25 protein-coding genes and 1 tRNA gene are annotated in these 25,350 nt (G+C 32.5%); 12 read left to right on the forward strand and 14 right to left on the reverse strand.

What is annotated here, in order from left to right; genetic code table 11:
* Positions 1 to 156 precede the first annotated feature (156 nt).
* Positions 157 to 687, forward strand: coding sequence for a porin family protein (locus ACUN3A_RS07905; RefSeq protein ID WP_445550756.1), 531 nt, complete (start codon positions 157 to 159; stop codon positions 685 to 687).
* 85 nt (positions 688 to 772) lie between these two features.
* Here the strand turns inward: ACUN3A_RS07905 and ACUN3A_RS07910 are convergent, their stop codons facing one another.
* From ACUN3A_RS07910 to ACUN3A_RS07950, 9 genes are all read right to left on the reverse strand, one after another.
* Complete coding sequence (locus ACUN3A_RS07910; RefSeq protein ID WP_100432945.1) at positions 773 to 1,087, reverse strand: HPF/RaiA family ribosome-associated protein; 315 nt, start codon at positions 1,085 to 1,087, stop codon at positions 773 to 775.
* A gap of 211 nt (positions 1,088 to 1,298) precedes the next feature.
* Positions 1,299 to 1,721 carry a very short patch repair endonuclease gene (locus ACUN3A_RS07915; RefSeq protein WP_445550757.1) on the reverse strand — a complete coding sequence of 141 codons (423 nt, stop codon included), beginning with the start codon at positions 1,719 to 1,721 and terminating at the stop codon, positions 1,299 to 1,301.
* A gap of 106 nt (positions 1,722 to 1,827) precedes the next feature.
* Positions 1,828 to 3,348 carry a DUF262 domain-containing protein gene (locus ACUN3A_RS07920; protein ID WP_445550758.1) on the reverse strand — a complete coding sequence of 507 codons (1,521 nt, stop codon included), beginning with the start codon at positions 3,346 to 3,348 and terminating at the stop codon, positions 1,828 to 1,830.
* 11 nt (positions 3,349 to 3,359) lie between these two features.
* Positions 3,360 to 3,968 (reverse strand): hypothetical protein, encoded by a 609-nt coding sequence (locus ACUN3A_RS07925; protein WP_445550759.1) that lies wholly within the window; start codon positions 3,966 to 3,968, stop codon positions 3,360 to 3,362.
* Between the two features lie 40 nt (positions 3,969 to 4,008).
* The gene (locus ACUN3A_RS07930) at positions 4,009 to 5,631 is read right to left on the reverse strand and encodes a DNA cytosine methyltransferase (RefSeq protein ID WP_445550760.1); all 1,623 of its coding nucleotides are present in this window, start codon (positions 5,629 to 5,631) and stop codon (positions 4,009 to 4,011) included.
* The gene (locus ACUN3A_RS07935) at positions 5,621 to 5,833 is read right to left on the reverse strand and encodes a helix-turn-helix domain-containing protein (RefSeq protein WP_445550761.1); all 213 of its coding nucleotides are present in this window, start codon (positions 5,831 to 5,833) and stop codon (positions 5,621 to 5,623) included. Before ACUN3A_RS07935 ends, ACUN3A_RS07930 begins: the two co-directional genes overlap by 11 nt.
* Before the next feature lie 287 nt (positions 5,834 to 6,120).
* Positions 6,121 to 6,531: a helix-turn-helix domain-containing protein gene (locus ACUN3A_RS07940; RefSeq protein WP_445550762.1), complete on the reverse strand. Its 411-nt coding sequence runs from the start codon at positions 6,529 to 6,531 to the stop codon at positions 6,121 to 6,123.
* 697 nt (positions 6,532 to 7,228) lie between these two features.
* Positions 7,229 to 9,355, reverse strand: a complete 2,127-nt coding sequence (locus tag ACUN3A_RS07945) for a prolyl oligopeptidase family serine peptidase (RefSeq protein ID WP_445550763.1) — start codon at positions 9,353 to 9,355, stop codon at positions 7,229 to 7,231.
* A gap of 129 nt (positions 9,356 to 9,484) precedes the next feature.
* Positions 9,485 to 9,558, reverse strand: a tRNA-Ala gene (locus tag ACUN3A_RS07950).
* 128 nt (positions 9,559 to 9,686) lie between these two features.
* Here ACUN3A_RS07950 and ACUN3A_RS07955 point away from each other — a divergent pair.
* From ACUN3A_RS07955 to ACUN3A_RS07970, 4 genes are read left to right on the forward strand one after another with little or no spacing between them, the layout of a single operon-like run.
* Positions 9,687 to 10,445, forward strand: coding sequence for an enoyl-CoA hydratase/isomerase family protein (locus ACUN3A_RS07955; RefSeq protein ID WP_445550764.1), 759 nt, complete (start codon positions 9,687 to 9,689; stop codon positions 10,443 to 10,445).
* Positions 10,446 to 10,447: 2 nt separating this feature from the next.
* The gene (locus ACUN3A_RS07960; protein ID WP_445550765.1) at positions 10,448 to 10,618 is read left to right on the forward strand and encodes a hypothetical protein; all 171 of its coding nucleotides are present in this window, start codon (positions 10,448 to 10,450) and stop codon (positions 10,616 to 10,618) included.
* A 20-nt stretch (positions 10,619 to 10,638) separates the two neighbouring features.
* Positions 10,639 to 11,643: a hypothetical protein gene (locus ACUN3A_RS07965; RefSeq protein WP_445550766.1), complete on the forward strand. Its 1,005-nt coding sequence runs from the start codon at positions 10,639 to 10,641 to the stop codon at positions 11,641 to 11,643.
* Entirely contained in the window at positions 11,603 to 13,864 is a 2,262-nt protein-coding gene (locus ACUN3A_RS07970) for a hypothetical protein (protein ID WP_445550767.1), read from the forward strand. Before ACUN3A_RS07965 ends, ACUN3A_RS07970 begins: the two co-directional genes overlap by 41 nt.
* Positions 13,865 to 14,089: 225 nt before the next feature.
* Here the strand turns inward: ACUN3A_RS07970 and ACUN3A_RS07975 are convergent, their stop codons facing one another.
* Positions 14,090 to 14,773, reverse strand: a complete 684-nt coding sequence (locus ACUN3A_RS07975; protein ID WP_445550768.1) for a ComF family protein — start codon at positions 14,771 to 14,773, stop codon at positions 14,090 to 14,092.
* A gap of 97 nt (positions 14,774 to 14,870) precedes the next feature.
* Here ACUN3A_RS07975 and ACUN3A_RS07980 point away from each other — a divergent pair, with 97 nt between their 5' ends.
* From ACUN3A_RS07980 to ACUN3A_RS08000, 5 genes are all read left to right on the forward strand, one after another.
* A complete protein-coding gene (locus ACUN3A_RS07980) occupies positions 14,871 to 16,412 on the forward strand; it encodes a glycine--tRNA ligase (RefSeq protein WP_445550769.1) in 1,542 nt (513 codons plus the stop codon).
* A 283-nt stretch (positions 16,413 to 16,695) separates the two neighbouring features.
* Positions 16,696 to 17,505, forward strand: a complete 810-nt coding sequence (locus ACUN3A_RS07985) for a LytR/AlgR family response regulator transcription factor (protein ID WP_445550770.1) — start codon at positions 16,696 to 16,698, stop codon at positions 17,503 to 17,505.
* 174 nt (positions 17,506 to 17,679) lie between these two features.
* The gene (locus tag ACUN3A_RS07990; RefSeq protein WP_445550771.1) at positions 17,680 to 17,964 is read left to right on the forward strand and encodes a hypothetical protein; all 285 of its coding nucleotides are present in this window, start codon (positions 17,680 to 17,682) and stop codon (positions 17,962 to 17,964) included.
* A gap of 87 nt (positions 17,965 to 18,051) precedes the next feature.
* Complete coding sequence (locus tag ACUN3A_RS07995) at positions 18,052 to 20,097, forward strand: tetratricopeptide repeat-containing sensor histidine kinase (protein WP_445550772.1); 2,046 nt, start codon at positions 18,052 to 18,054, stop codon at positions 20,095 to 20,097.
* A complete protein-coding gene (locus tag ACUN3A_RS08000; RefSeq protein WP_445550773.1) occupies positions 20,097 to 20,792 on the forward strand; it encodes a response regulator in 696 nt (231 codons plus the stop codon). Before ACUN3A_RS07995 ends, ACUN3A_RS08000 begins: the two co-directional genes overlap by 1 nt.
* A gap of 74 nt (positions 20,793 to 20,866) precedes the next feature.
* Here the strand turns inward: ACUN3A_RS08000 and thiL are convergent, their stop codons facing one another.
* Positions 20,867 to 21,913: a thiamine-phosphate kinase gene (gene thiL, locus ACUN3A_RS08005; protein ID WP_445550774.1), complete on the reverse strand. Its 1,047-nt coding sequence runs from the start codon at positions 21,911 to 21,913 to the stop codon at positions 20,867 to 20,869.
* Positions 21,914 to 22,064: 151 nt separating this feature from the next.
* Here thiL and ACUN3A_RS08010 point away from each other — a divergent pair, with 151 nt between their 5' ends.
* The gene (locus ACUN3A_RS08010; RefSeq protein ID WP_445550775.1) at positions 22,065 to 22,997 is read left to right on the forward strand and encodes a 1-phosphofructokinase family hexose kinase; all 933 of its coding nucleotides are present in this window, start codon (positions 22,065 to 22,067) and stop codon (positions 22,995 to 22,997) included.
* Between the two features lie 183 nt (positions 22,998 to 23,180).
* Positions 23,181 to 23,660, forward strand: a complete 480-nt coding sequence (locus tag ACUN3A_RS08015) for a DinB family protein (protein WP_445550776.1) — start codon at positions 23,181 to 23,183, stop codon at positions 23,658 to 23,660.
* Between the two features lie 92 nt (positions 23,661 to 23,752).
* On the opposite strand, the gene ACUN3A_RS08020 is transcribed toward ACUN3A_RS08015, so the two are convergent.
* The 3 genes from ACUN3A_RS08020 to ACUN3A_RS08030 form a co-directional block, all read right to left on the reverse strand.
* The gene (locus tag ACUN3A_RS08020) at positions 23,753 to 24,712 is read right to left on the reverse strand and encodes a helix-turn-helix transcriptional regulator (protein ID WP_445550777.1); all 960 of its coding nucleotides are present in this window, start codon (positions 24,710 to 24,712) and stop codon (positions 23,753 to 23,755) included.
* A gap of 90 nt (positions 24,713 to 24,802) precedes the next feature.
* Entirely contained in the window at positions 24,803 to 25,105 is a 303-nt protein-coding gene (locus tag ACUN3A_RS08025) for a type II toxin-antitoxin system RelE/ParE family toxin (RefSeq protein ID WP_445550778.1), read from the reverse strand.
* A 3-nt stretch (positions 25,106 to 25,108) separates the two neighbouring features.
* A complete protein-coding gene (locus ACUN3A_RS08030) occupies positions 25,109 to 25,330 on the reverse strand; it encodes an addiction module protein (RefSeq protein ID WP_445550779.1) in 222 nt (73 codons plus the stop codon).
* Positions 25,331 to 25,350: the final 20 nt, after the last annotated feature.

Genomic DNA, 25,350 nt, shown 5'->3' on the forward strand with positions numbered 1-25,350 from the left:
TTATTGGAATTGCAAGTAAACAATAAATAGTCTTTTTCATCTAAATCAAAATAGTTGTTTCTTGTTTTTTGCAGTATAACTATTTTAAGAATTAAAAATTAATAGTACTTTTGAACAAAACAATCCTAACGGGATTTTAATCTAAAACTAAAAAATATGAAATCATTAAAAATCTTATTAGTAGGCGCTTTTATAATGTTAGCTTCAAATTCTGTTTCAGCACAGAAATGGGGAGTTAGAGCGGGTGTAAATATCTCAGATGTCAATGGAAATGGCTTTGACACATCTAGCAAAACTGGACTTTTTGTGGGTGCTTACAGAGAAATCCCATTGATCAAAAGCTTGTTATTTATACAACCTGAGCTACAATACTCTCAGGAAGGATTTGCTGTTGATAATTTAGAGGACACAAAAATAGATTACCTTACTGTGCCTATTTTAGCAAAAATTTATGTAGTTAAACTATTGAGTTTTGAAACAGGACCTCAATTTGGATTTAAAGTTAGCGACAATGTTGACTATACAGATGTAAACAGCTTTGTACCTTCATGGGCTTTTGGAACATCATTGAACTTACCTCTTGGCCTATCAATAAACGCTAGATATATTTCTGGTTTAGATGACACTTTTGATAAACTTTCAGGGAAAAATCAAGTTTTTCAAATAGGTGCTGCTTTTCAATTCTAAGAAAACAAAACTATAATAATGAAAAAGAGGCTGTTCAAAAAATTTTGAACAGCCTCTTTTTTTGCTATGCTATTTAAATTATTACTTAGTGTACCTTTTGTTTATCGAATGTAGTGTTGAGTACTTTTTTGATTTTGTCCAAAGCTCCATTGAAAGCTTTTTCGATCGAATCAGCGTGTTCTGTAACGGCTATCGGCTGCATATTAGCTGGACGCGCTTCGATAAGACAACGCTTATCGCCAAAACCAGATTTAGCACTGTTCTCATCTCCAAAATGCACTTCGATACGAGTCACTTTATCATCAAAGCGTGATAATACTCTTGTGATTTCACTAGAAAAATAAGATTCTAATCTTTCACTTCCTTCGATATTCTTGTCTGTGTTGATCTGTACTTTCATAGGTATTTTTTTTATTGATTTTTAATGCTTATTCTCAAAGTTAAAAATTAATCCCTAAAACTGTGCCGTTTTAGTAAAACATTATGAAAGAAAACTTCTATTTTTCAGTTTGAAGATATAAATATCTGGAAACTAAAAATATAGCCGTTTTAAAGTGATTTTTTAAAGGAAAATATTTAATGAAGCAATAGAATTACCATCTTTACAATTATCATTGTTTTTTCGCCAAAGCGATTTCCTGGTCAATAACAGCAGTACAATTCTCCAGATTTTTTTTAATATCATTACTCCAGAAACGAATTACTTTCCAGTTTTGTGATTCCAGATAAGTATTGACTTCAATATCTCTTTGAATGTTTCTTTCTATTTTTTTAATCCAGAATTCGCTATTTGTTTTAATACGATTTCTGTCTATATGCCAATCTTTACCGTGAAAGAATTCACCATCCACAAATATGGCTATTTTGAGTTTTTTAAAAGTGATATCTGGAGTTCCAAAAACAGTTTTGTTATTTTTGCGATAACGATAGCCTAATGCCCATAATGCTTTTGCCAAACGGACTTCATCTTTGGTGTTAGTACTACGAATAGCACTCATGCGTTTGGAACGTTGTTCAGGAGTAAGAAAGTCCATAATTCGTAATTAAAAAATTAATTTACAAATTATAGACATTATAATTTTATAAGTTATCAATTTTAAACTTCAATATTTTCATTTAAATTTAAAGTTGAATTTATGATTATTTTGCTTTCGTAATTAAATTATTACCTTCATAATTATACCTCGATACATTTAATATATAGATAGTTTTTTCAATGTTTAATAAAGCTAATTCCTCATTTTCGCTTACAAAAGATTTTAAATCACTAAACCATATTCTAAAATCACCTCTTCCATTTGAGCGATATAATGAAATTTCGGTTTTAATTTTATCTGTATCAGTAATAAAATAACCCTCTATTTTTTTTTTGTGATCAGGTCCGTATTCTTGAATTTCATAATCATGAAGGTCATTATTTTTTAAAAATTCTCTAACTCCAGATACAGCATCCATTATGCTTTTTTTTAAGCCTGTTTCTGTTGGAATAAGAATAGAAAAGTCAATATCTTGATTGACTAACATTTTCAGATTTTTATTTTCAATTTCGGCTTCAGCTTCAATTTCAACTTCAAATTCAGCTTCTTTTATCAATTCTCTTATCACTTTTGCTCGATGTTCTCTTGCGGCTAATTCATGGCTTCCTTGTCTTGCGAATTCAAAGTACTTTCTTTCGTCGTCAGAGATCATGCTTATATCTTCATCAGTAAAATAGACATCAACCTTCTTTTCTAATTCCAATAGTTTAGATTCTAAAGTTTCTAAATCAATAAGACTTATGTTCAATTTATTAAATTCTATTATTAGAGTAAACAAATTAGCTTTATTAAACCAATAGCTATTTGTTGAAAATTTAAAACTTTCAATTATAGAGATCGAATTAATTAGATCCGCAACAATAGAGTCATGAACGTCGAAATTACCATTGTACCTTTCGAGATAATAATTTATTTTTGTACTTCTTCCAAAATATTTACCTTCTAAAATTGTTGATGTTATTAACATGATATATTGAATATCAAACATCCTTTTTACATCATTATCACTAAATATTTTTTTGTTTTCAAAGAAAGTAGTAAGTATTTCCTTTGCATCTTTATTTAACACTACATCCGTGATCTCTTCAGACGGCTCAAAATCCTTATAAACTATTTGTTTGCAAAATATTGAAAATTCACCATCACCATATTGAGCATTTATCACTTCATTTGAATTAAGTGAATAGTCAGTGCTGTTTATCCTTTTAAAAACTTCCTTAATATTATCTATACCAATATCTTTCAAATCTTTTACGGTTACAGAATAATTTAAAAATTCTCTTTTGTCTTCTACACTTAAGCTTTCAAAAGAAGGTACGTGTTTTTGATTTATAAAATCACCCGAACCTTTAATATAATCGACAATAGTTGTTAATCTCTGCTGACCGTCTACCACAATTTCACGAGCTTGTAAATTTTCAACATCAACTTCAGAGCTTGCAATATAAACTTCTGGAAATGGAAAATTTAGTAAAATAGTTTTGATAAATGCATATTTATGTTGCTTCTTCCAAACTAATTTCCTTTGAAAATCAGGACTTGTTCTTAAAGCACCTGAAGTTATTTTATTATAAACATCAATTAATTTCATACTATTTGATGTTATACTTGTTTTTAGTTTCATATTGCTATTATTTAGCTTATTAAATTAACTTGTATTTTTTTTATATTTTCCTGATGATATGTTTCGAAAAAGTGCCATGATTTATAGATTTCTAAATTTATTTCTCGTCCATAGCTCATTTTATATTTTTCTTGAACTTGTAATACCCCTTTGGTTAATGGAAACTCATTCGGTAAAAATCTAATAGCTAATTTTCCTTTTAATACATATTTTGCAAAATCATTTCTTTGAGCCCAAATATTATCCCTATTATAATAATTCGTATGATTATATAGATTTTTGATTTCTGTATCGAATAAATAAGAAGAAATAATTGCAATATCTAAATCTGATTTTTTTTCATTTGGTGATTTTTTAAAGTTATGATCAAATTCTTTAAACAAATACAGTCCGGTATCAGAATTATCAGGTTTTATGCTGAATCCTAACTTTCCTGATCCAACAATTACAATATCACGAATATGAACATTCAGTATATTAGCAATATCTTTTTTGAAATCAAATTCTTCTCCCACCTTAATTTCATTAAAAAAATATGATGTATCCTCGATCAGACATTTTTGAACAACAATATCAGAATTATTATTTATACAATGGTTTTTAAAATCATCTACTATCATTAATTATACTATTTAAATCCGAGCATTTATTGAAATATTATTAATTATTCACGTTTAAAGACTGTAATTGACTCTTAATCAATACACCTAAAGCAAGTGCTAAAAGAGGAGGAACTGCATTACCCACTTGTGTATATTGAGGTACTTCAAATTTTCTCATATCACCTCCAGTTGTAACTTTAGATCGAAACTCATACCAATCTGGAAATGATTGAAATCTTGCCATTTCTCGAACAGTTAAGGTGCGAGGTTCATTTGGATCATAATGACATAAATCATCAGGAATTGTTAATTGAGCAGGAGCTGGTTCAAGTTTTCTTAAAGCTCTTTGCGAATGTTTACGAGTTGGTATAGATTTTATTAGAGTTTCAATTTCAATATTTGTAGCAACTTTAGAAACTTCTTCTCCATTATTATCAAGAAATAACAGCTCGTGTTTTGAAAATTCAATTTTTAATTTATCAAGTAACTCTTTAGAAATCTCTTTACCTGTAAATAAATCCGTAGCTCCTTTTTTTAATCCATTTTTAAATTGTTCTATCACTTGATAAAATCTAAATCTAGATTTAACCACAAAGTTGTGATTCCTGACTTCATGATTTTTAATTTGGATTGGATGGTTTACGTTATTAGCAAATACGCTATTAAGGAAATTTGGATATTGACCTTTAGTTTTATTTAATTTATATTTAATTGATGCATTCTTTATGTCTTCAATAGCATCATTCGTGGTAATAAAGTCATTATATAAATGAGATACTTTTGGCAGAATTATTCCATCAAATATTTCAGGGTTACTTTCAATATCATAATATATAAAATCCCTTTCTGAAATATTCTCTAAATTATCCTTGTTAGCAATCACTAAGTTATAAAATCTTTCAGACGTTAAAAGAATATTATTATTTACTTGTAATCTTTTCAATTTGTTAAATACGTCTTTTCTATATGCTTGTAAAATGAAACGCGGTCTATTTTGAGGGACACCAAAATATTTTGAGTTTAACATCATACAAACAGGAACAAAACCTTCTAAAACAAATGCTTTTGAAACTTCTAGCCAAGCGTAATGTTTTCGTTTGTCTTCCCCATCTCCTTCTGTAAAAGGAGCTGTTATTCCTTTAACATTTTCTAACAAAACAGTTTTAGGTTTTACTAATCCTGCAAATCGTGCAAAAGAAAGCGGTAATTGGTTTTTATCATTATTTTTTTCTCTTTTTCCTGCTAAACTAAAACTTTGGCAAGGTGGTCCTCCAGAAATTAAATCAATATTTTCTAATTTTAGTTTTCTAACTATCTTAGGATTTTTATTAAGAAAATCTAGTAAATGATCGATATTCCCAATTAATAGTTTTTCTTTTAGGCTAACGTCATTACTTAAATCAGAAAATTTTCCAATTGATGTAGAAAAGGGATTTTCACGTAATCTATTTTCTAAGTCATTTTGTGGAAAATTGCTTTTAATCCAAAGTGATTTAGTTGCGCTTGCTTTCTTCTGTGAAAGAGATTCCAAATCTTCATTTAAAATATTATATGCAAAAGTTTCTCCTGCCATAGGAGATAATTCATTAGCAAAATACAAATCAAAACCAGCCGATTCCATACCTAAACTCATTCCGCCACATCCTGCAAAAAGTTCAATGTGCGTTAATTCATTCGCCATAATTAAATAATTCTTGGATTTTTACTTCGAGTGCTTTTGAGAGTTTCTCGATAATAAGTAGTGAAACATTTCTTTTTCCTTTCTCAATGTCAGAAATGTAGGTTCTGTCGATGTTAGCAATATTCGCGAGATACTCAATGGAGTATCCTTTTTGCTCTCTAATTAGTTTTATTTTATGTCCAAATTTTTCTTTCAGATTCATAACCGATAAATATAATCCTATGAGGACAATTGTCCGGTTGACAATTGTCCTCATTCGAGATTAGTTTTCAACTTATTTAAAACAAAAAAAACGCCAATCTTTCGACTGGCGCTTTGAGTTTACAAAAGGTTTATTTCAATTTCTTCTTCTAAATTTTCGTATTGCTTTTCTAAAAATGGATCGTTTTTGCAGTTTTTGTTGCTGCTTTTTAGTTTTTTTTTGACTTATAAATACGTAAAAGCCTCACAATAATTGCGAGGCTTTGCGTTATAAAAACAAATTTTTTATTATTTCATATTGAGTAATTTTTCCAAATAGCTGTTTTTCTCTTTTTCAGCCTGAACTAAACGCTCGTAAAGTTTTTTATTTTCTTCAAAAACTTCAACTAACTTTTCGATAGGATTAAAGTTTGGTTGATAATTAAATAAAGCACCATTATCATGATTATTAACTGTATTGCCAATAATATTAAAAACAGCTTCTTCCGAAAAGTTTTTTAGAACCGCTTCATTTACTCCCAATGCTTTTGCAACTTCAGCTAATTTTTCATCTTCAATACTTTCACTATTTTCCATATTAGAAACAGTTTGTTGGCTCACACCTAAAGCTATCGCCAATGCTTCCTGTTTCATTTCGCGTAATTCTCTAATTCGGCTAATGTTTCTTCCTATGTGTTTTGGTTTAGCAGTTGTATTCATGTTTCAAAGATATTAAGTCGGTGTGAAATTTTAATTGGTAAAATACCAATGCCCATGGTCAGATACAATCGTAATTGGTTTAAATGTTTGGGCATCCCAAAACTTTCCATGATCCGAACAAAAATACAAATTTGTCAGATAAGTTCATTTAAAAAGCATGAAATATTTTAGGCCGGGACAGAGCCTAATCAAAGCCTAGTCAAAGGTATGGATAGTGTATGAATAATGCATGAATTCATTATCAATATAAAACTAACAATTAATGGTTTTAGGAAGCTTTTTTTGACTCCTGTAGTGGCTTTCATTTGAGCTTGAACAAATGGTACATTTAGTAAACGTACTGCTACTATTTAAAGTATAATCCTATGATATAGAATAAAGATTTCGCAAGATTGTCGAACTGCTTTTGGAGATTGCTCCGCCAATTCGGTATTGTTCATATCCTTTTCAGTCTGAAGGAAAAGATTTTGGAGAGATTCTGAGAGAAATCTTCGGGTCAAATTAATCGAATACTTTACAACTGAAAATACTTCTTATGAAAACGGATACCCTAGCCCTGATGGAAGCGAAAAGCCTTTTGAAATAAAATGTTATTTTTCTTGGACAAAAAGAGCGACCAGCGGAAGCTCCTTTTTGTCCTTAGAAAAAAACAATTTTATGAAAAAACTTGTAGCGTACAGCAGGATTAAGCTCCTTATTATTGTTTTGGCAATGCTGAAAATCCCATGTTATAGAGCGTAAAGGCTTGTATGTCGCAACTTTCCTGTATGGTTGCTGCGACTGATTTTCCTGCTCCGTGACCTGCATTGATATCGATTCGGATTAAAACGGGATTGCTGCCTGTTTGTTTTTCCTGCAACTCAGCTGCGAATTTAAAACTATGCGCCGGAACTACTCTGTCGTCGTGATCGCCTGTGGTTACTAGCGTGGCGGGATATTTAACTGCTGATTTCACATTAGCAACGGGTGAATAGCCTTTGAGGTATTCGAACATTTCTTTGCTGTCTGCCGAGGTTCCGTAGTCGAAAGCCCAACCTGCACCCGAGGTAAAAGTGTGGTACCTCAACATGTCCATCACGCCCACAGCGGGCAAAGCGACTTTCATTAAATCGGGACGTTGCGTCATAACTGCTCCTACCAACAATCCTCCATTAGACCCCCCGCGAATGGCAAGGAAACGGGAGGATGTATATTTTTTGGCTATTAGATATTCGGCTGCGGCGATGAAATCATCAAAGACGTTTTGTTTTTGCATTTTGGTTCCTGCATCGTGCCATTTTTTGCCATATTCTCCTCCTCCGCGAAGGTTGGCCACTGCGTAGATTCCGCCATTTTCCATCCAAACTGCGTTGGATATGCTGAAATTTGGCGTAAGGCTAATGTTGAATCCGCCGTATCCATAAAGAATGGTCGGGTTGTTTCCGTCGAGTTTCAATCCTTTTTTGTGGGTGATAATCATTGGGATTTTGGTTCCGTCTTTGGAAGTATAAAACACTTGGGAAGAAACGTAATCCTCGCTTTTGAAATCAACTTTTGGCTTGTCATACACCGCCGATTGTCCCGATTTTGGCTCGAAAGAATAAATAGTTCCAGGTGTGATGTAATTGGTAAACGAATAATAAAGCGTTTTTTCGTCTCTCTTGCTTCCAAATCCGGTGGCTGTTCCCAAGCCAGGTAATTTAATTTCACGTACTAATTTACCTGAGTAATCGTATTGTTTTACAATAGACACGGCATCTTTCATATAATTGGCGAAGATGTATCCGGCTCCTGTTGTTGGTGTTAAAACATTTTCGGTTTCGGGAATGAGGTCTTTCCAATTTTGCTCCGCCTGTTCGCTATCGCTCGGGTGAGGTTTTGGGTTGCTGAAATCAACACTTACAATGCGTTTGTTGGGCGCATTTAAGTCGGTTTCTATAAATAATTTTTCGCCTTCGTTGTCTATGATGTTATTGTCGCTGTTAAAATTATCAACGATCGTTACAATGGGACTGTTCGGCTTGGTCAAATCCTGAATGTACAATTCGTTTCCGTAAGTAGAATTGGCCGCAGTAATCACTAGATAACGGTTGTCTTCGGTTACATGTCCGCCAACGTAACGGCGTTTTGTATCTGCGCCAAAAATAACCTGATCGTCTTTTTGGGCTGTTCCTAATTTATGGTAATACAATTTATGCTGATCGGTTTTGGCTGATAGTTCGCTTCCTTTTGGCTTGTCATAACTGGAGTAATAGAATCCTTCGTTTGCTTTCCAAGACACACCACTAAACTTAATATCGACCAATGTATCTTCGAGAATTTTAAAATTATTGACGTCCATCAAAATTACTTTTCGCCAGTCACTACCTCCTTCGGAAATGGAATACGCTACTTTAGAACCGTCTTCGGAAAAATGAACACCTCCCAATGATGTGGTTCCTAATTTTGAAAAAGTATTGGGGTCTAAAAAAACTTCTTCTTTTCCTTTAGCGTCTTTTCGGTACAAAACTGCCTGATTTTGCAGTCCGTTATTTTTGTAATAATAAATGAAATTTCCTTCCTTGAATGGTGCACTTATTTTTTCGTAGTTCCAAAGTTTTTCGAGTCTTGTTTTTAAAGCATCTCTAAAAGGAATTTTTGATAAATAATCATAAGTAACTTTGTTTTGTTCTTTGACCCAAGCACCGGTTTCAGCCGATTTATCATCTTCAAGCCAACGATAAGGATCACTTACTTTGGTGTCGAAATACACATCGACTGTTTCACCTTTTTTGGTTACAGGATAAGTTATTGGAGTTTGTTTTTGGTTTTGCCCAAAAGATGCCATTGAAGTAGATACAGCCATTAGAAATAGGATTTTTTCATTTTGAAATTAGGTTAAGTACCTAAACAAAAATAGGGAATATTGCAGTATAGTTACAGTCAAAAAAAAAAGCACTTACAAAAAGTATGTAAGTGCTTGATTTTAAATCAGTGGAGAATACCGGATTCGAACCGGTCACCCCTTGCCTGCCAGGCAAGTACTCTAGCCAAATGAGCTAATCCCCCAATAAGATGGCGCAAATATAAGATATAAATATAGGAATATGCAAATTTCAAAATGACTATTCTTCAAATCCAAAAATAATACCATTTTGCTTCGGTTACTTTTTTAACTTTACATCAAAATACGCCTTATGTTAACATCTGATAAAAACGGAACACTCTTAACAATCATTGAAAACAAAATAGCTACAGTGCAGTTTGGACATCCTGCAAGTAACTCTTTTCCAAGAATATTGCTAGACCGATTAACTAACGAGCTTACTTATTTGAGTGATAACGAAGATGTTTCTGTAATTATTTTAAAAAGTGAAGGCACAAGTACTTTTTGTGCTGGTGCATCTTTTGACGAATTACTAGCGGTAAGCACTTTAGAAGAAGGAACTCGCTTTTTTACGGGATTTGCTAATTTGATCAATGCGATGCGAATATGCAAAAAAATAATTGTAGGCCGCATTCAGGGAAAAGCCGTCGGCGGAGGTGTTGGTATTATTGCTGCCTGTGACTATGCTTTGGCAACCCTGGAAAGCAGTATTAAATTATCCGAATTAGCTATTGGGATTGGTCCTTTTGTGATTGAACCTGCTGTGAGTAGAAAAATAGGCAAAATGGCAATGTCCGAAATGACCTTGGCAGCACATGAGTGGAAAACAGCCAATTGGGCGCTGCAAAAAGGATTATATGCTAAAGTGCTGCAAACAAAAGAAGAACTAGATTTAGAGGTAGACGTTTTCTCTAAAAAACTGGCCAGTTATAATCCAAATGCTCTTTCCGAAATGAAAAAAATATTCTGGGAAGGAACAACTCATTGGGATAAATTATTAAAAGAAAGAGCCGCTATTTCTGGGAAATTAGTTCTTTCGGATTTTACAAAAAATGCTTTAATAAAATAACAATGACACTTTTTATTCCATTACTTCAAAGCGTGAACATTGAAGAAAAAATTAAAAACGCACCTGATGAAGGTTATCAGATTGGTGTTTTAATTGGTTCGTACATTCCATTTGTAATACTGGTTTTATTAGCCTATTGGACATACAATCGTGCCAAAAACAGAAAAGAGTAACTATAAAAAACAATCGCTTTTTGAAAAAAACAATCCTTTTTGGAATAGTCCTTTGTTTCCTTTTTTCCTGTCAACAGCAAGAAAAACCAATAATCTCTTTTTACTATTGGAAAACCATTTTCAGGCTTTCGCCAAAAGAAAAAAACTGCTTAGCTAATAATCAAGTTAAGAGACTTTATATTCGGTATTTTGATATTGATTTAAGTCCTCAAAATCAGAAGCCGTTTCCGAAAACTCCAATCCGTTTTGAGGACAGAACTTCGGGTTTTGAAATCATTCCTGTCGTGTACATCAAAAACAAAGTCATGCTGGATCCAAAATTAAACATATTGGAATTGGCTCAAAAGACAAATAATTTTATTCAGCAGATCAATTCAAAAAATAATATTAAGATTCAGGAAATCCAAATCGATTGCGATTGGACATTGGAAAGCAAAGACAATTATTTGCGGTTTATCGAATCTTTTAAAAAAGTTTCCAATAAAAAACTCTCAGCTACCATACGATTGCATCAAATAAAATATTTCAAAAAAACAAAGATTCCAAATGTAGACCGAGGCATATTAATGTACTACAATATGGGGAAAATTGCCCCCGATTCGTTAAATTCGATATACGATCGCAACATTGCTAACCGCTATTTAGCAAGTCTAAAAAATTACCCTTTGCCTATAGACATTGCATTGCCTATATATTCGTGGGGCATTCATATAAGAGATGAAAAAATAATTGGTCTTAGAAACAAAATTGATGTTAATAATTTAAAAAACAACAGTAGTTTTGTTCTTACAAAAGATAATTGGTTTACGGTGGAAAGTTCCAACTTTAGAGAGGGAGTTTTTTACAAACAAAACGATCAGATAAAAATAGAAACAATATCACGAAATGATTTGCTCGAAATGGCAAATGATCTCGAAGAAAATACAACTCAAAATCCAAAGGAAATTATCTTTTACGATTTAGACGAATTCAATTTAAAAAATTATGATACAGCCATTTTTAAAGAAGTTATTGATTGCTTCTAGCGCCTTAACTCTTCTAATTTACGGAACTATTTATGCTTGCGCTGATGGAGATTGGGGTTGGTCATTTGATTCTAATTTTACTCCCGAAACTTTTGTAGATAAGTCCTATTCGCCATTATTCTTGTCCTCTGATTTTTTTTACGGAATTGGTCATGACACCGAACAGGTTACAAGATTCAACAACGAAAATATCAAAGATTGGTCTACCTATCTGGAAGGGAAAATTAACGAAAAAGACTTGACCTTTTTCCTGACCGATTCCAGCAGTGCCGATGTTGCTAATTTAAATGTTTACTTCAAAAAAGGAAAACCAAGCAAAACCTCTGAAAAATGGAATAAAAAAATAAAACTAGACGATAGCAAAACCAAAAGTTTTCTATTGTTTTTAAATGATGCCCAAACTGTTGAAACCTATTCTACCCAACATTTTGATTCATGGAATTATGATGAAACAGTAAAAAAAGAAGTCCTATCCGACCTTAAATGGATTAAAACATTAGAGCAAAAACACAATGACACTAAAGATTCTTTCTTGAAAAATAGGTATTGGTTCCTTGTCATCAAAGCCTATTTCTACAGTGCTCAACAAGCAAACGCGATTACTTACTTTAACCAAACAGAAAAATCGGAGCCGAAAAACACATTGTATTACAGAGCTTTATCCTATCTGGCAGGCATAGAATACAAACAAAAACAGTACGCCAAATCCAATTACCTCTACAGTATTGTATTCGATAAATGCCCAACAATGCGTGTTGTTACAGCTTATTGTTTTCGCCCACAACAAGAAAAAGATTGGAAACAATCTTTAGCAATGGCTAAAACAGATGATGAAAAAGCAGCTCTTTGGGCGATACGAGGTTATTATAATGACGAAGAAAAAGCCATTGCCGAAATCTATAAATTGCAACCAAAAAACCCTCATATCGATTATTTATTGACTCGATTAATCAATAATCAAGAGAACAAAATTGATCATTCATTTAAAGACAAAACCGTTCTTCAAAACAAAAAAACGACCAAAGACAGTATTCATAAATCGACCATCAACTTGGTTAACAAAATTGCGCAATCCAATAAAACTGCGCAACCTTATTTATGGAATGTAGCCGCAGGCTATCTGGAAACGCTAAATGGAAATTTTAAACAGGCCGACAAAAATTTCAATGAAGCCGAAAACAAAATGCCCAAAACTCCTTTGGCCATCAATCAAATAAGGCTGTTGAGATTTGTAAACAATCTTAGCAAAATAGACCAACTCAATCCAGAAAATGAAAAAACAATATTAGCGGACTTATCGTGGTTATACTTTGAACTACCGAAAAACCCAATTGAGAATTTCCGTTATGAAAATGCTACGGCTTGGAGTCAAAACTATTTGGCAGCATTATATCGTTCACAAAAAAATGGTGTAATGACAGAGATTTTCAATCGCGAAACTAATTTTTATGATAATGAAAAGCAGCTTCTGGAAATGAAAGCTTTTTTATCTAAAACCAATAAAACCGAAATTGAAAAAATTGGCGCATCCATTTATTCGGTAAAACTGGCCGACATCAATTATTTTCAGGCTGTTAAAGCCACTTTCGAAAACAAAATCCCTGAAGCAATAGCTTTCATGAAACAATCGGAGAAGCTTCAAAACACTGTTTTTTACGGAAATCCATTCCTCGGAAACATTAAGGACTGCCATGATTGCGACCATCAAGCACTTCAAAAGAAGAAATATACTATGCTTGATTTCCTTATGACCATTCAAAAATTACAGGACAATGTTGCTAAACAAACAGATGTCTACACCAACAGTGGTATACTCGGAAATGCTTTTTATAACATCTCGCATTTTGGTAACGGCCGATTATTTTATGAAGGAAATATTGCGGGCTCTGGTTCTACTCCAGATTTTTTCAGAGACCCCATTCGGGACATGATTACCAATTGTTCTTTGGCGAAAGCCTACTATGAAAAAGCCTTTGCTTCAGCTAAAAACGACGAACAAAGAGCCAAAACGCAATACATGATTGCCAAATGTGAACGTAATGATTACTATAATAAAAAGTACTATTCGCTTAACATTTCTTCTTGGGACATTCAGGATGATAAGACCAATTTTATCGCTTGGCAAAACTTCAAAAACATTAAAGCCAAATATTCAAAAACCAAATATTATAAAGAAATCATCAATGAATGTGGGTATTTCAGAACCTATGTTCAAAAATAGATGTAAGTTTCAAGAGATTTTAGATTGATGATTAACGATTTTAGATTTCAGATTTGGTTCAGGTTAAATATTATATTGTTGATTTTACGAAGTTTTTACATCTGAAATCAAAAATCGTTAATCAAAAATCAGCAATCTAATTATTTTTAATCCTTAACTTAATAATGGCATTGGCTTTCATCCTTCACGCAGCCTCACAAAATTTTCCGGTTTAATCAAAATACATTACGAATGCGCCATTGCCATACAAACAATGCTAATCTTGGCTCCTGGAATTTTCAGCAACGCTTTTGAACAGGCTTCGAGAGTCGCTCCTGTAGTCAAAACATCATCAATAAGTAAATAATGTTTATTCGAATCTTCTTCATTGAAAGCCACATCAAAAATCGTTTCAATACCTTCTGTACGTCCCAAAAGGTTTTTCTTTGATTGGGTTTTAGAATATACTTTTCGTTTCAAAATGCTATCATTCATAGGGATTTTAAAATCTTCAGATAAAGCCAATCCAAAATTCGTTACCTGATTATAACCTCTTTCTTTCAATCGCTTTTTATGTAAAGGAACTGGAATTATAACATCTACCTCTTTTACAAAATCACTATGCTTTAAATCGGAAGCATACCACTCTCCCAAAACAGTTCCAATTTCTTCATGCCCTTTGTATTTCAAATTATGTATTATTTCCTGAACCATCCCTTTCTTATGAAAATACAACAATGCCGAAACATGTTCGACTGGAATTCTACCGTAAAACTTTTTGAAAGCTTCATTTTCAGGATTCAAATGATGGTTTGTCAGCGGTAATTCATGTCGGCAAACCGTGCAGATCACATATTCATTAGTACCTATAAATGTTTTACAACCAGCGCAAACCTTTGGAAAAAACAGATTGATGAGAGAATTAAACATAAAAAAATTGATTTATCCATAAAAATAAGAAAACCACCACTTCAAACTTCATTTTTTTTTCTTTTTTTAATTTCCCTTTTTATATTTTTGCACCACTATGGCAAAACAAGAAGATTTATTTAAGAATGTAGTTTCGCATGCAAAAGAATACGGATTTATTTTTCCGTCAAGCGAAATATACGATGGTTTAAGTGCAGTCTATGATTATGCACAAAACGGAGTAGAATTAAAAAAGAACATACGCGAATATTGGTGGAAATCAATGGTTCAAATGAACGATAACATCGTAGGACTTGACGCGGCAATATTGATGCACCCAACGACTTGGAAAGCATCTGGTCACGTGGATGCCTTCAACGATCCATTAATAGACAACAAAGATTCCAAACGAAGATACAGAGCCGATGTTCTGATTGAAGATTATGCTGAAAAGCTAAATCTAAAAGCGAAAAAAGAAATCGAAAAAGCGAAAGCTCGTTTCGGAGACGCTTTTAACGAACAGGAATTCATCACAACCAACGCTAGAGTTGTAGAATATCTAGCTAAAGAAAGAGAAATTCTGGAAAGAATGGGACGTTCTTTGGGAGCAGGTGACTTAGAAGATGTAAAAGCATTAATCGAAGAATTAGAAATTGCTGACCCTGAAACTGGTTCTAGAAATTGGACTGAAGTACGTCAATTCAACTTGATGTTCGGTACCAAATTAGGGGCTTCTGCAGATACTGCGATGGATTTATATTTACGTCCGGAAACAGCTCAAGGGATTTTTGTGAATTTCTTGAATGTTCAAAAATCAGGAAGAATGAAAGTTCCTTTTGGAATTGCCCAAACTGGAAAAGCCTTCAGAAACGAAATCGTTGCAAGACAATTCATTTTCCGTATGCGTGAATTCGAACAAATGGAAATGCAATTTTTTGTGCGTCCAGGTGAAGAAATGCAATGGTACGAACATTGGAAAACAACCCGTTTAAACTGGCATTTATCTCTTGGCTTAGGAAAAGAGAATTACCGTTTTCACGATCACGAAAAATTAGCACACTATGCGAATGCAGCTGCTGATATCGAATTCAATTTCCCTTTTGGATTCAAAGAATTAGAAGGGATTCACTCTCGTACTGACTTTGACTTGAAAGCACATGAAGAATTTTCAGGTAGAAAATTACAGTATTTTGATGCTGAATTGAATCAAAACTATGTTCCTTACGTAGTTGAAACTTCAGTTGGTTTGGATAGAATGTTCTTGGCTGTTTTCGCTACTTCTTTGAAAGAAGAAACTTTAGAAGATGGCTCAACCAGAACGGTATTGAAATTACCAGCGGTTTTAGCGCCAACAAAAGCAGCAGTTTTACCATTGGTTAAAAAAGATGGATTGCCAGAAATCGCAAACAAAATCATCGACGATTTACGTTGGGATTTCAATGTGGCTTATGATGAAAAAGATGCAGTAGGCCGTCGTTACAGAAGACAAGATGCTTTAGGAACTCCTTTCTGTATCACTGTCGATCACCAAACTATAGAAGATCAAACGGTAACGATTCGTCATAGAGATACGATGAAACAAGATCGTGTTGCAATTGCTGATTTAAAATCTATTATCGAAAATGAAGTTTCGATGAAAAATTGGTTGATGAAAATGTAGATAAATATGTAAATCAATTATTTATTTAATCATTAATTAAAAAAATGCTTCTCTTTCGAGAAGCATTTTTTTTACAATAAAACCACCACCATGCACTTGACAACCAACAAAGTAAAACTTAAAACTATCAATACTTTTGATTGTTTTGCACAAAAAATTCATAACTTTGATTGTTTTCTTTATTTTTTTATAAAAATACCAAACACAAACACGCTTTAATAACTTAAAATTTTACTTTTAAAAAAATAAAAAAACACTGTATTAAAATTAATGTCTCAAAAAAATGAACTACACCTACATAATTATAGATGATGACCCGGAGAGTGTTTCAAAAACAAAGACAATTGCAAGCGAATTTTCAGAATTAAACTTTCTTGCTTCAGCAGATAATTATGCAGATGGCGTGAATTTAATTTTAAAACATATGCCAAGGCTAATATTTTTGGAAATCGATCCTATTGATAAGAATAGTAATTTATCCTTACAATTAATCAATGGCTTATTAATGTATTTAAAAGAATTACCAAAAATTGTTATTACGACCAATAAAAAAGATTTTGCTTTTGATTGTATTAAATATGAAGTCATTGATTATTTATTGAAACCTTTGTTAGTAATTGATTTTGTAAAACTGGTTCATAAACTGAATAAAATAAATACTGAAGACGAAATAGTACTTGTTCAAAATCCTAGTTCTAAAGAAAAACGGGATCTTGAAAAAATTGAATCAAGAAATAGTAAAAAATCATTCATCTTGTGTGTCAAATCTTATGGAGACCATCGATACATAGATTCAGATGAAATTTGCTATTTCCGAGCTGATAACAACTCAACAGATATCCATTTAAAAAATGGAGAAATGATAACAGCTTTCAAAACCTTAAAACATTTTGAAACTGTCTTAACTAATCCATTTATACGAATACATAATAGTTATATAGTAAATCGAAATTTTATCTCAAGAATACATACAGGAAACTCTTTGTGTTACATTAAAAAGACCACTATAAAGCTTCCTTTTTCCAAGTCTTACAAAACAAATATTGACTTCATAATTAATGAATTTGCCAATGAAAATTATATCGAAAGTTAAGAAATAACCATCCACTCAAAATTGATATTCATTCACTAACAAACGAATGACATCTACCATAAACAGCTGTTTTTAAATTATTTATTGTGGCTTACTGTTTAGTTTTACAAAAGAATTCCAACGCAAACGGAATCAAAAACGTAAAAAAAAACAATAACATAAAGCCCTTAAATCATGAAAAAAGCTATCTTAACAATCGGATTATTTACCTTAGTATTGGCAACAACTTCATTCGCCTCTCCAAAAAGTTCAACTTCTTTAATTGCTGCTAATACAGTAATCACATCTAATGATATAGATGGAGGTCAATCAACAGGTAATGACAGAAAAGTAGATTATAATGGAAAGAAAATTAGTAGCATCGATGGAGGACAATCAACAGGTAATGACAGAAAAGTAGATTATAATGGTGGAATCGACGGAGGTCAGTCAACTGGTAATGACAGAAAAGTAGACTAAGAATAAATCAAAGTGTAAAAAAAGCTGTCAAAATTGACAGCTTTTTTTATATGAAAAGTTTTAGTATTTTTGATACAAAACTTACTGTTGAGAAAACATTACTCCATATTATTACTTTTTTTGATTCTTTTCATTAGTTGTACTAATAAAAACAAATCCAAACAAAATCCTGTATCTTCTGACGATAGCCTAACTACATATTTGTCATTAGCAAATGAAACTACTTTATCCCAAGAATTAAAACAAAAATATAATCGTAAAGCCTTTGATATTATAATCAATCAAAAGGACGATTCGATTAATAAGGTAAATCTTTTCAAGATAGCCAATCGTTATTATAATATGGGTGATTGGAATAGCTATTTTGAAACTTCTAAACTTATTTTGAAACGCTCCGAAAACAGCCAGGACACCGTTAATACAGCTAAAGCATATACCTATCTAGGAGACTACTATGCCAAAAAATCTGTTTCAGACAGCGCTTATTATTGTTATTATAAAGCAGAAAAATCGTATCTCAAACTAAATGACAATTACAATTTAGCAAAAACACAAATCAATAAAGCAAATTTACAATTCTCTGAAAATGAATACTTCAATAGCGAAATAGCTATCTTTAAAGCCTTAAGAAATATAAAACAGGTAAAGGCTAATGATTTATTATATGAATCCTATAATCTTTTAGGCATTTTATACAATGAACGAGAAGAATACACCAAATCCTTAGAATTTCACAATAAGGCGTTAGTAGCTTTGGATGATAAATCCATACCTATTGAATTTCATTCTAAATCAACTTCCCTGAATAATATGGGTTTTGTGTATTTAAATTTAAAAGATTATAACCGAGCAAAAAATTACTTTGAAGAGGGATTAAGACAAAAAGATCTATTTCTAGATAAACCTTCATTATATGCAATGCTACTAGATAATTTGGCTTATACAAAATTTAAACTTAAGGATAAAAAAGAACTCCCTGGTTTGTTTTATAAAGCACTTAAAATACGCGATAGCTTACATAATACATCGGGTGTGATTATCAATAAAATTCACTTGGCAGAATATTTTTATTCTGAAAATGACACTATAAAAGCAACTCGATATGCTAAGGAAGCATATATGCAATCGCGCAATACTAAACGATTAAGGAGCATACTGGAAACCCTCAAATCAATGGGAGTTGTAGATCCCAGAAATGCCTCAACCTATTCAAAAGAATACATCCGAATCAATGATATTTTACAAAAAGCTGAACGCAAAATGGGCGAAAAATTCTCTCGAATAGAATATGAAACGGATGAAATTAAAGTAGAAAACACCAACTTAGAGGGGCAAAACAAAAAACTTTTGTTAATCTTTGGATCTTTTATTATATTAGCAATATTACTGTACACCATTAAAAATCAAAAAGTTAAACAACGAGAATTATTATTCAAACAACAACAGCAACAAGCCAACGCCGAAATCTATAATTTATTAATCAATCAACAAAACGCTATAGAAATCAACAGTATTCAAGAGAAAAAAAGAGTAGCAAGAGAACTACATGATGGTGTTTTGGGGAGAATGTTTGGAGTTCGAATTAATCTAGACAGCTTAAACAAAATTACGGATGAGTCTGGCGTAGAAATGCGATTAAATTATTTAACCGAACTAAAAAATATTGAACAAGACATTCGTGAAATATCACATAATCTTAACAGAGAAAAATCAGAATTAATTAATAACTTCGTAGCGATAGTCACCAACTTATTTGAAGAACAGAAAAAAACGTATGCCACAAAGTTTCTTGCTTATATAGATTTTTCTATAAAATGGGATTTTATTGATAATACTGTAAAAATTAATATATACCGTATCCTACAAGAAGCCCTTCAAAACTGTAATAAATACGCTAATGCCTCTAAAATAAAGGTTGAATTTAAAAAGCTAAATACCAGTTTAGTATTAAAAATTAGTGATGATGGCGTAGGATTTAATGTTAATCGAACCAAAAAAGGCATAGGTCTTCAAAACATAAAAACAAGGACAATAGAATGTGAAGGTACTCTCGAAATAAAATCAAAAAAAAATGAAGGTACTTCTATCATAGTAATAATCCCAATCAAAAAAGCACAAAAACCTACAATATAATGACAGTTGATTCAAATGCAGTAAAGTTAATTAAAAAGAATATTTTAATTGTAGATGACCATCCTTTTATAATTGATGGGTATAAAAACGCTATCACTCGTTATAAGCCTGATTTGTATGAATATACATTTACACAGGGTAAAGACTGTATGACTGGCTATGAAATAGTAACAAATCCAGAGACAACTCCTTTTGATGTTGCTTTTTTAGACATCAGCATGCCTGTTTATGAAGAAAAAGGCATAAATTCTGGCGAAGATCTGGCCAAATTAATTATGGAATACATGCCCAACTGCAAAATTATTTTGCTGACCATGTATACCGAGTTACTTAAAATAAAGAATATAATCGAAACTATAAATCCAGCCGGATTGGTGATCAAAAATGATTTAACTTTTGATGAGTTGATTTTTGGTTTTGATATTGTATTAAAAAATGAAATTTATTATAGTCATTCTGTAATTAAAATGGCTAATCAAAATAATAATGATATTGACGGAATTGATCAATTTGATAAATTAATTTTATTCCATATTTCTAAAGGAACTAAAACCAAAGACATACCTCAATACGTTCCTATTTCTTTACATGCCATAGAAAGTAGAAAAGCTAATCTCAAGGAATTATTTAAAATAGAGACAGGAAATGATGTTGATTTAATTCGAGAAGCCAAAAACAGAGGGATTATTTTATAACTATTCATATATAAAACTAAAAAACGATACTGAATAAGTATCGTTTTTTAGTATAAATAATCTATATAAAACGTTTATTCACTTATAGCATCCCATCCTCTAGCTTTCAAAGGTATCCTAGTATTAGCACGAGTTACCAAATGTATTCCTTCGCTTTCTTGTGTCATGTGCCCAATAATAGAGAAATTTGGATTTCCTTTTATTTTATCAAAATCATCCATTGCAATGGTAAAGAGTAATTCATAATCCTCTCCTCCATTGATAGCAACAGTTGTGCTGTCAATATTAAACTCTTCGCAAGTTGAAATAAATTGAGGATCAATTGGCAACTTATCTTCATATAAATTACAGCCTACTCCTGATTGTTTGCACAAATGCATTATCTCTGAAGACAATCCATCGGAAATATCGATCATTGCCGTTGGTTTTATTTCTAAAGCGTGTAATAACGTACGTACGTCTTTACGGGCTTCGGGTTTTAATTGTCTTTCTATCAAATACGTATAAGCATCTAAATCGGGTTGTGAATTAGGATTAACCTGAAAAACTTGCTTTTCTCTTTCCAATACCTGTAATCCCATATATGCAGCTCCAATATCACCGGTTACTACTAATAAATCAGTTTGTTTGGCACCATTTCTATAAACAATTTCATTTTCATCAGCTTCTCCAAGAGCGGTAATGCTAATAATCAATCCTTTTTGAGAAGAAGTAGTGTCCCCTCCTATTACATCAACTTTATACTCTTGCGCTGCATGGTTAATTCCTTCATATAGCTCTTCTAACGCTTCCAATGGAAAACGATTAGATACAGCAATAGAAACAGTAATTTGTGTTGGTCTGGCATTCATCGCACAAATATCTGACACATTAACTACTACCGATTTGTATCCTAAATGTTTTAAAGGCACATAAGCCAAATCAAAATGTACACCTTCAATCAACAAATCAGTAGAAACAACTACTTTTTTTGTTCCAAAATCCAATACAGCTGCATCATCTCCAATTCCTTTTAGTGTAGAAGGTTGAGTAATTTCGAAGTTTTTGGTTAAATGGTCTATCAAACCAAATTCACCAAGTTGAGCTATACTAGTACGTTGTGGGTTTTTATCTTCAATCATGATTATTGGGAAGAATGAAGCAATCACTTCATTCGCTATTATTGATTTTTACAATTTTTTAAGATTGCAAATATACAAAGAAATAGTTGCCCTTAATTGGATGGTTTTTTATGATTTTTTCGCACCTTTAGTATTCAAAACATTATAAATAATGAACACATACGATATCATTACGCTCACAGTAAATCCTGCTTTGGATAAAAGTACCCATTTTAAAGGTTTAGTTGCCGAACAAAAAATTCGCTGTTCAGAACCTCGGTTTGATGCAGGTGGAGGTGGAATCAATGTTTCTAAAGCTATTTCACGTTTAGCAGGTACTTCTTTGGCAATTTTCACTTCTGGAGGGCCATTAGGAAAAATGCTGGAAGAATTAGTATCCAAAGAAGCTATCCCTTTTCAGGCTATTCCTATCCAAACCTGGACGAGAGAAAGTTTTGTTGCCGTAGATGAAAATACTAATTCACAATATCGTTTTGGATTTACCGGAGGAGAAATCACTAATGAAGAAGAACAAGCTTTTCTAAATGCTGTTATCAATTTAAAGTCAAAATTCATAGTTGCCAGTGGTAGTTTAAACGAAGGTTTATCATCTGATTTTTATCAAAAAATAGCCCTAATAGCGAAACAATCTGGCGCAAAATTAATAGTCGACACTTCAGGGGAAGCTTTGAAAAAAGTGCTAGAAACTGGTGCTTATTTAATCAAGCCCAACGTAGGCGAACTGGCTAAATTAATTGGTGTAGAAAGATTGGAAATGGAAGAAGTAAACGAGGCTGCCAAACAAATCATTGCCAAAGGTGGAGCCGAAATTGTAGTCGTTTCTCTTGGCCCTCAAGGTGCCGTTTTGGTAACCAAAGATAATTATGAATTTGTCCCTGCTCCCAATGTAGCTAAAAAAAGTACTGTAGGCGCTGGAGACAGTATGGTGGGTGGAATGGTTTGGGCTCTTTCACAAAACAAAAGCCTGAAAGAAGTTATTCGCTGGGGTGTTGCCTGTGGTTCTGCAGCCACAATGAACGAAGGAACCCAGTTGTTTAAAGGTGCCGATGCTCAGCGATTGTTCGATTGGTTGAAGGACAAATAAAATTTACTCTCCGTAAAAGATAAAGGCATTTAAAGGTAAAAACTGATTTTTTTAATCATCAGGTTTTGCCTTTCTTCTTTGCTTTTTTTCTATCCTTTAAAAAAAAATAAAATACTACTGACAAACTGTTGTCACCAACCCTCAATAATTTTGAAGAAGTAAAAAATCAAAAACTTTAAAATTATGAAAACACTAGCAGCACAAGTTATTACTCCCGAAGATTTATTAAAACACTGGCAAGGACACCGCGCTTTGACACGTCGTGTGATAGAATTGTTTCCTGAAAAAGATTTCTTTGAATTTTCAATTGGTGGGATGAGACCTTTTTCAAAATTAGCCGATGAACTTTTAGCCATTGGAGCTCCTGCTTTAAAAGGGATCGTAAACAGAGAGATTCAACCTTATGGTGAAGGTGCTGAAAAACTAATTTTCAAAGCGCAATATCTTGAAAAATGGGACGAAGCTACAGCAGAAATTAATGAAAACTGGCAGAAATTAACCATCGAAGATTTCAACGAAACATTCAAATTGTTTGGTCAATATGAATTCCCTATTATTCAAAACATATTATATTTTATTGATAATGAAGTGCATCATCGAGGTCAGGGATATGTGTATTTGCGTGCATTAGGCATTGAACCTCCTTTTTTCTGGGAAAGATAAAATTTGAATTTACCATTAAGATATTAAGTTTCATTAAGGCTAAAACTTAATTTTCTTAATATCTTAATGGTTTATAAAAAGAAACAATGTTTTTATAAAAGTCGTTGCTTGTTTATTTCAAGTAATTCCAGAATTCTGGTTTTTAATCCTTCTGGTTCCAGTATCGTGGCATAATCTCCAAACATCATATACCAGCGCGAAAATCCTTCCAGCGTATCACAAGACATGAAAGTCATTTCAATTTCATCGTCTATTACTTTTTCAGAAACAAAGCCGTGGTATTTTCGTTCATACGCCAGATATTTGGCGATTTTTTTAGCTACAAGAATCCGAATTTTAGTCGTAGAAACGTCTTTGTTTTTATCTAAATACGTTTCCAATCCTTCGTGTTCTATGGAGAAAGGAATTTCCGTTTTTTGGATTCCATGAATTCGATCAGCCCGAAACTGACGATAATCATTTCGCAAATGACAATATCCAAACATATACCAATTGTTATTATCGTGAAAAACACCAACAGGCTCAATATTTCGCACAGTAATTCCATCCGATTGAATCGCTTCATACGAAAGAATAACTTGTGTTTTTTCAGCGATACTTTCAAAAAGAGTAGCCAGAGTATTCGGCGATTTATCATTAAAAAGCTTCTCTGACGACTGCATCAGAACACTCGACTCAATACTAGAAACCCAATCTTTATCATCGCTTCTGAGAACTGCTTTTAGTTTGTACATCGCCGAAGCATAATGATTTCCCAGAGTTGCATCTGTAAATTTCTGCATTAATTTTTCCGCAGCGATAAAACTGCTTGCTTCTTCGCGGGTAAACATTACTGGCGGTAACCGATAGCCTTCCATTAAAGCATAACCAACACCAGCTTCACTATAAATAGGAACTCCTGAAGCTTCTAATGTTCGAATGTCACGATAAATAGTTCGCAAACTAACATCAAAACGATCTGCCAATTCCTGTGCTTTTACAATTTTTTTGGATTGCAGTTGAATAAGAATGGCAACAATGCGGTCAAATCGTTTTGGGGTTTCGTCGAGCATTTTTTTTAAGTTACAAAGGTTTTGAGCATAGAATCTCAAAGATACATTTCAAAATAGAAAACCTAACAACTTTTGTTATTGAAGTTTTCCTTATTTGTTTCTTTTCCAGATTTCTGGGTTTCTAGAAGTATGAAAAACGGCAAAAACAATAACATTTTTTGTGTTTTCATTTATTAGGTAATGAATCAAAAAAGGAAATTTTTCTATTTTCCTACATCGAATTTCATTGTATTTTATACTAAAAAGATAAGGGTCTTTTTTTAAAGAATTGATTTGTTTTTTGACTTGCGTTTTATAACGTAAACCCAATCCTTTCAATTGCATTTCATACCATTCAAAAGTTTCTTGAATGTCATTCAAAGCCTCAGTGTCTATTTTTAATTGAAAATGCAAGTCCTAAAGCGTTTTAGAAACTTCATCCCAATCTAAAAGTCTTTCGGGGTTTGCTTTTGCTTTTGCCATTCGGTTTAAAACAATTCGTTGGTGTTCGACAGGAATTTCCATATCTTCATTCCAGATAGCATCATTAACTCTCAATCTATCCTTAGGAGAAAGTTGCTTCACAGCTTCAATCAATTGATTGACACTCAAATCGATATTTAATTTTATAGTTTCCATAAAAACAAAGTTAGTAAAAA

The sequence above is a fragment of the Flavobacterium sp. WC2509 genome (genome assembly GCF_052683105.1).

Bases quoted from the DNA above. Each gene is read 5' to 3' on its own strand.
- ACUN3A_RS07905 (WP_445550756.1), top strand. From the start codon at position 157: ATGAAATCATTAAAAATCTTATTAGTAGGCGCTTTTATAATGTTAGCT.
- ACUN3A_RS07910 (WP_100432945.1), bottom strand. From the start codon at position 1,087: ATGAAAGTACAGATCAACACAGACAAGAATATCGAAGGAAGTGAAAGA.
- ACUN3A_RS07915 (WP_445550757.1), bottom strand. From the start codon at position 1,721: ATGGACTTTCTTACTCCTGAACAACGTTCCAAACGCATGAGTGCTATT.
- ACUN3A_RS07920 (WP_445550758.1), bottom strand. From the start codon at position 3,348: ATGAAACTAAAAACAAGTATAACATCAAATAGTATGAAATTAATTGAT.
- ACUN3A_RS07925 (WP_445550759.1), bottom strand. From the start codon at position 3,968: ATGATAGTAGATGATTTTAAAAACCATTGTATAAATAATAATTCTGAT.
- ACUN3A_RS07930 (WP_445550760.1), bottom strand. From the start codon at position 5,631: ATGGCGAATGAATTAACGCACATTGAACTTTTTGCAGGATGTGGCGGA.
- ACUN3A_RS07935 (WP_445550761.1), bottom strand. From the start codon at position 5,833: ATGAATCTGAAAGAAAAATTTGGACATAAAATAAAACTAATTAGAGAG.
- ACUN3A_RS07940 (WP_445550762.1), bottom strand. From the start codon at position 6,531: ATGAATACAACTGCTAAACCAAAACACATAGGAAGAAACATTAGCCGA.
- ACUN3A_RS07945 (WP_445550763.1), bottom strand. From the start codon at position 9,355: ATGGCTGTATCTACTTCAATGGCATCTTTTGGGCAAAACCAAAAACAA.
- ACUN3A_RS07955 (WP_445550764.1), top strand. From the start codon at position 9,687: ATGTTAACATCTGATAAAAACGGAACACTCTTAACAATCATTGAAAAC.
- ACUN3A_RS07960 (WP_445550765.1), top strand. From the start codon at position 10,448: ATGACACTTTTTATTCCATTACTTCAAAGCGTGAACATTGAAGAAAAA.
- ACUN3A_RS07970 (WP_445550767.1), top strand. From the start codon at position 11,603: ATGATACAGCCATTTTTAAAGAAGTTATTGATTGCTTCTAGCGCCTTA.
- ACUN3A_RS07975 (WP_445550768.1), bottom strand. From the start codon at position 14,773: ATGTTTAATTCTCTCATCAATCTGTTTTTTCCAAAGGTTTGCGCTGGT.
- ACUN3A_RS07980 (WP_445550769.1), top strand. From the start codon at position 14,871: ATGGCAAAACAAGAAGATTTATTTAAGAATGTAGTTTCGCATGCAAAA.
- ACUN3A_RS07985 (WP_445550770.1), top strand. From the start codon at position 16,696: ATGAACTACACCTACATAATTATAGATGATGACCCGGAGAGTGTTTCA.
- ACUN3A_RS07990 (WP_445550771.1), top strand. From the start codon at position 17,680: ATGAAAAAAGCTATCTTAACAATCGGATTATTTACCTTAGTATTGGCA.
- ACUN3A_RS08000 (WP_445550773.1), top strand. From the start codon at position 20,097: ATGACAGTTGATTCAAATGCAGTAAAGTTAATTAAAAAGAATATTTTA.
- thiL (WP_445550774.1), bottom strand. From the start codon at position 21,913: ATGATTGAAGATAAAAACCCACAACGTACTAGTATAGCTCAACTTGGT.
- ACUN3A_RS08010 (WP_445550775.1), top strand. From the start codon at position 22,065: ATGAACACATACGATATCATTACGCTCACAGTAAATCCTGCTTTGGAT.
- ACUN3A_RS08015 (WP_445550776.1), top strand. From the start codon at position 23,181: ATGAAAACACTAGCAGCACAAGTTATTACTCCCGAAGATTTATTAAAA.
- ACUN3A_RS08020 (WP_445550777.1), bottom strand. From the start codon at position 24,712: ATGCTCGACGAAACCCCAAAACGATTTGACCGCATTGTTGCCATTCTT.
- ACUN3A_RS08030 (WP_445550779.1), bottom strand. From the start codon at position 25,330: ATGGAAACTATAAAATTAAATATCGATTTGAGTGTCAATCAATTGATT.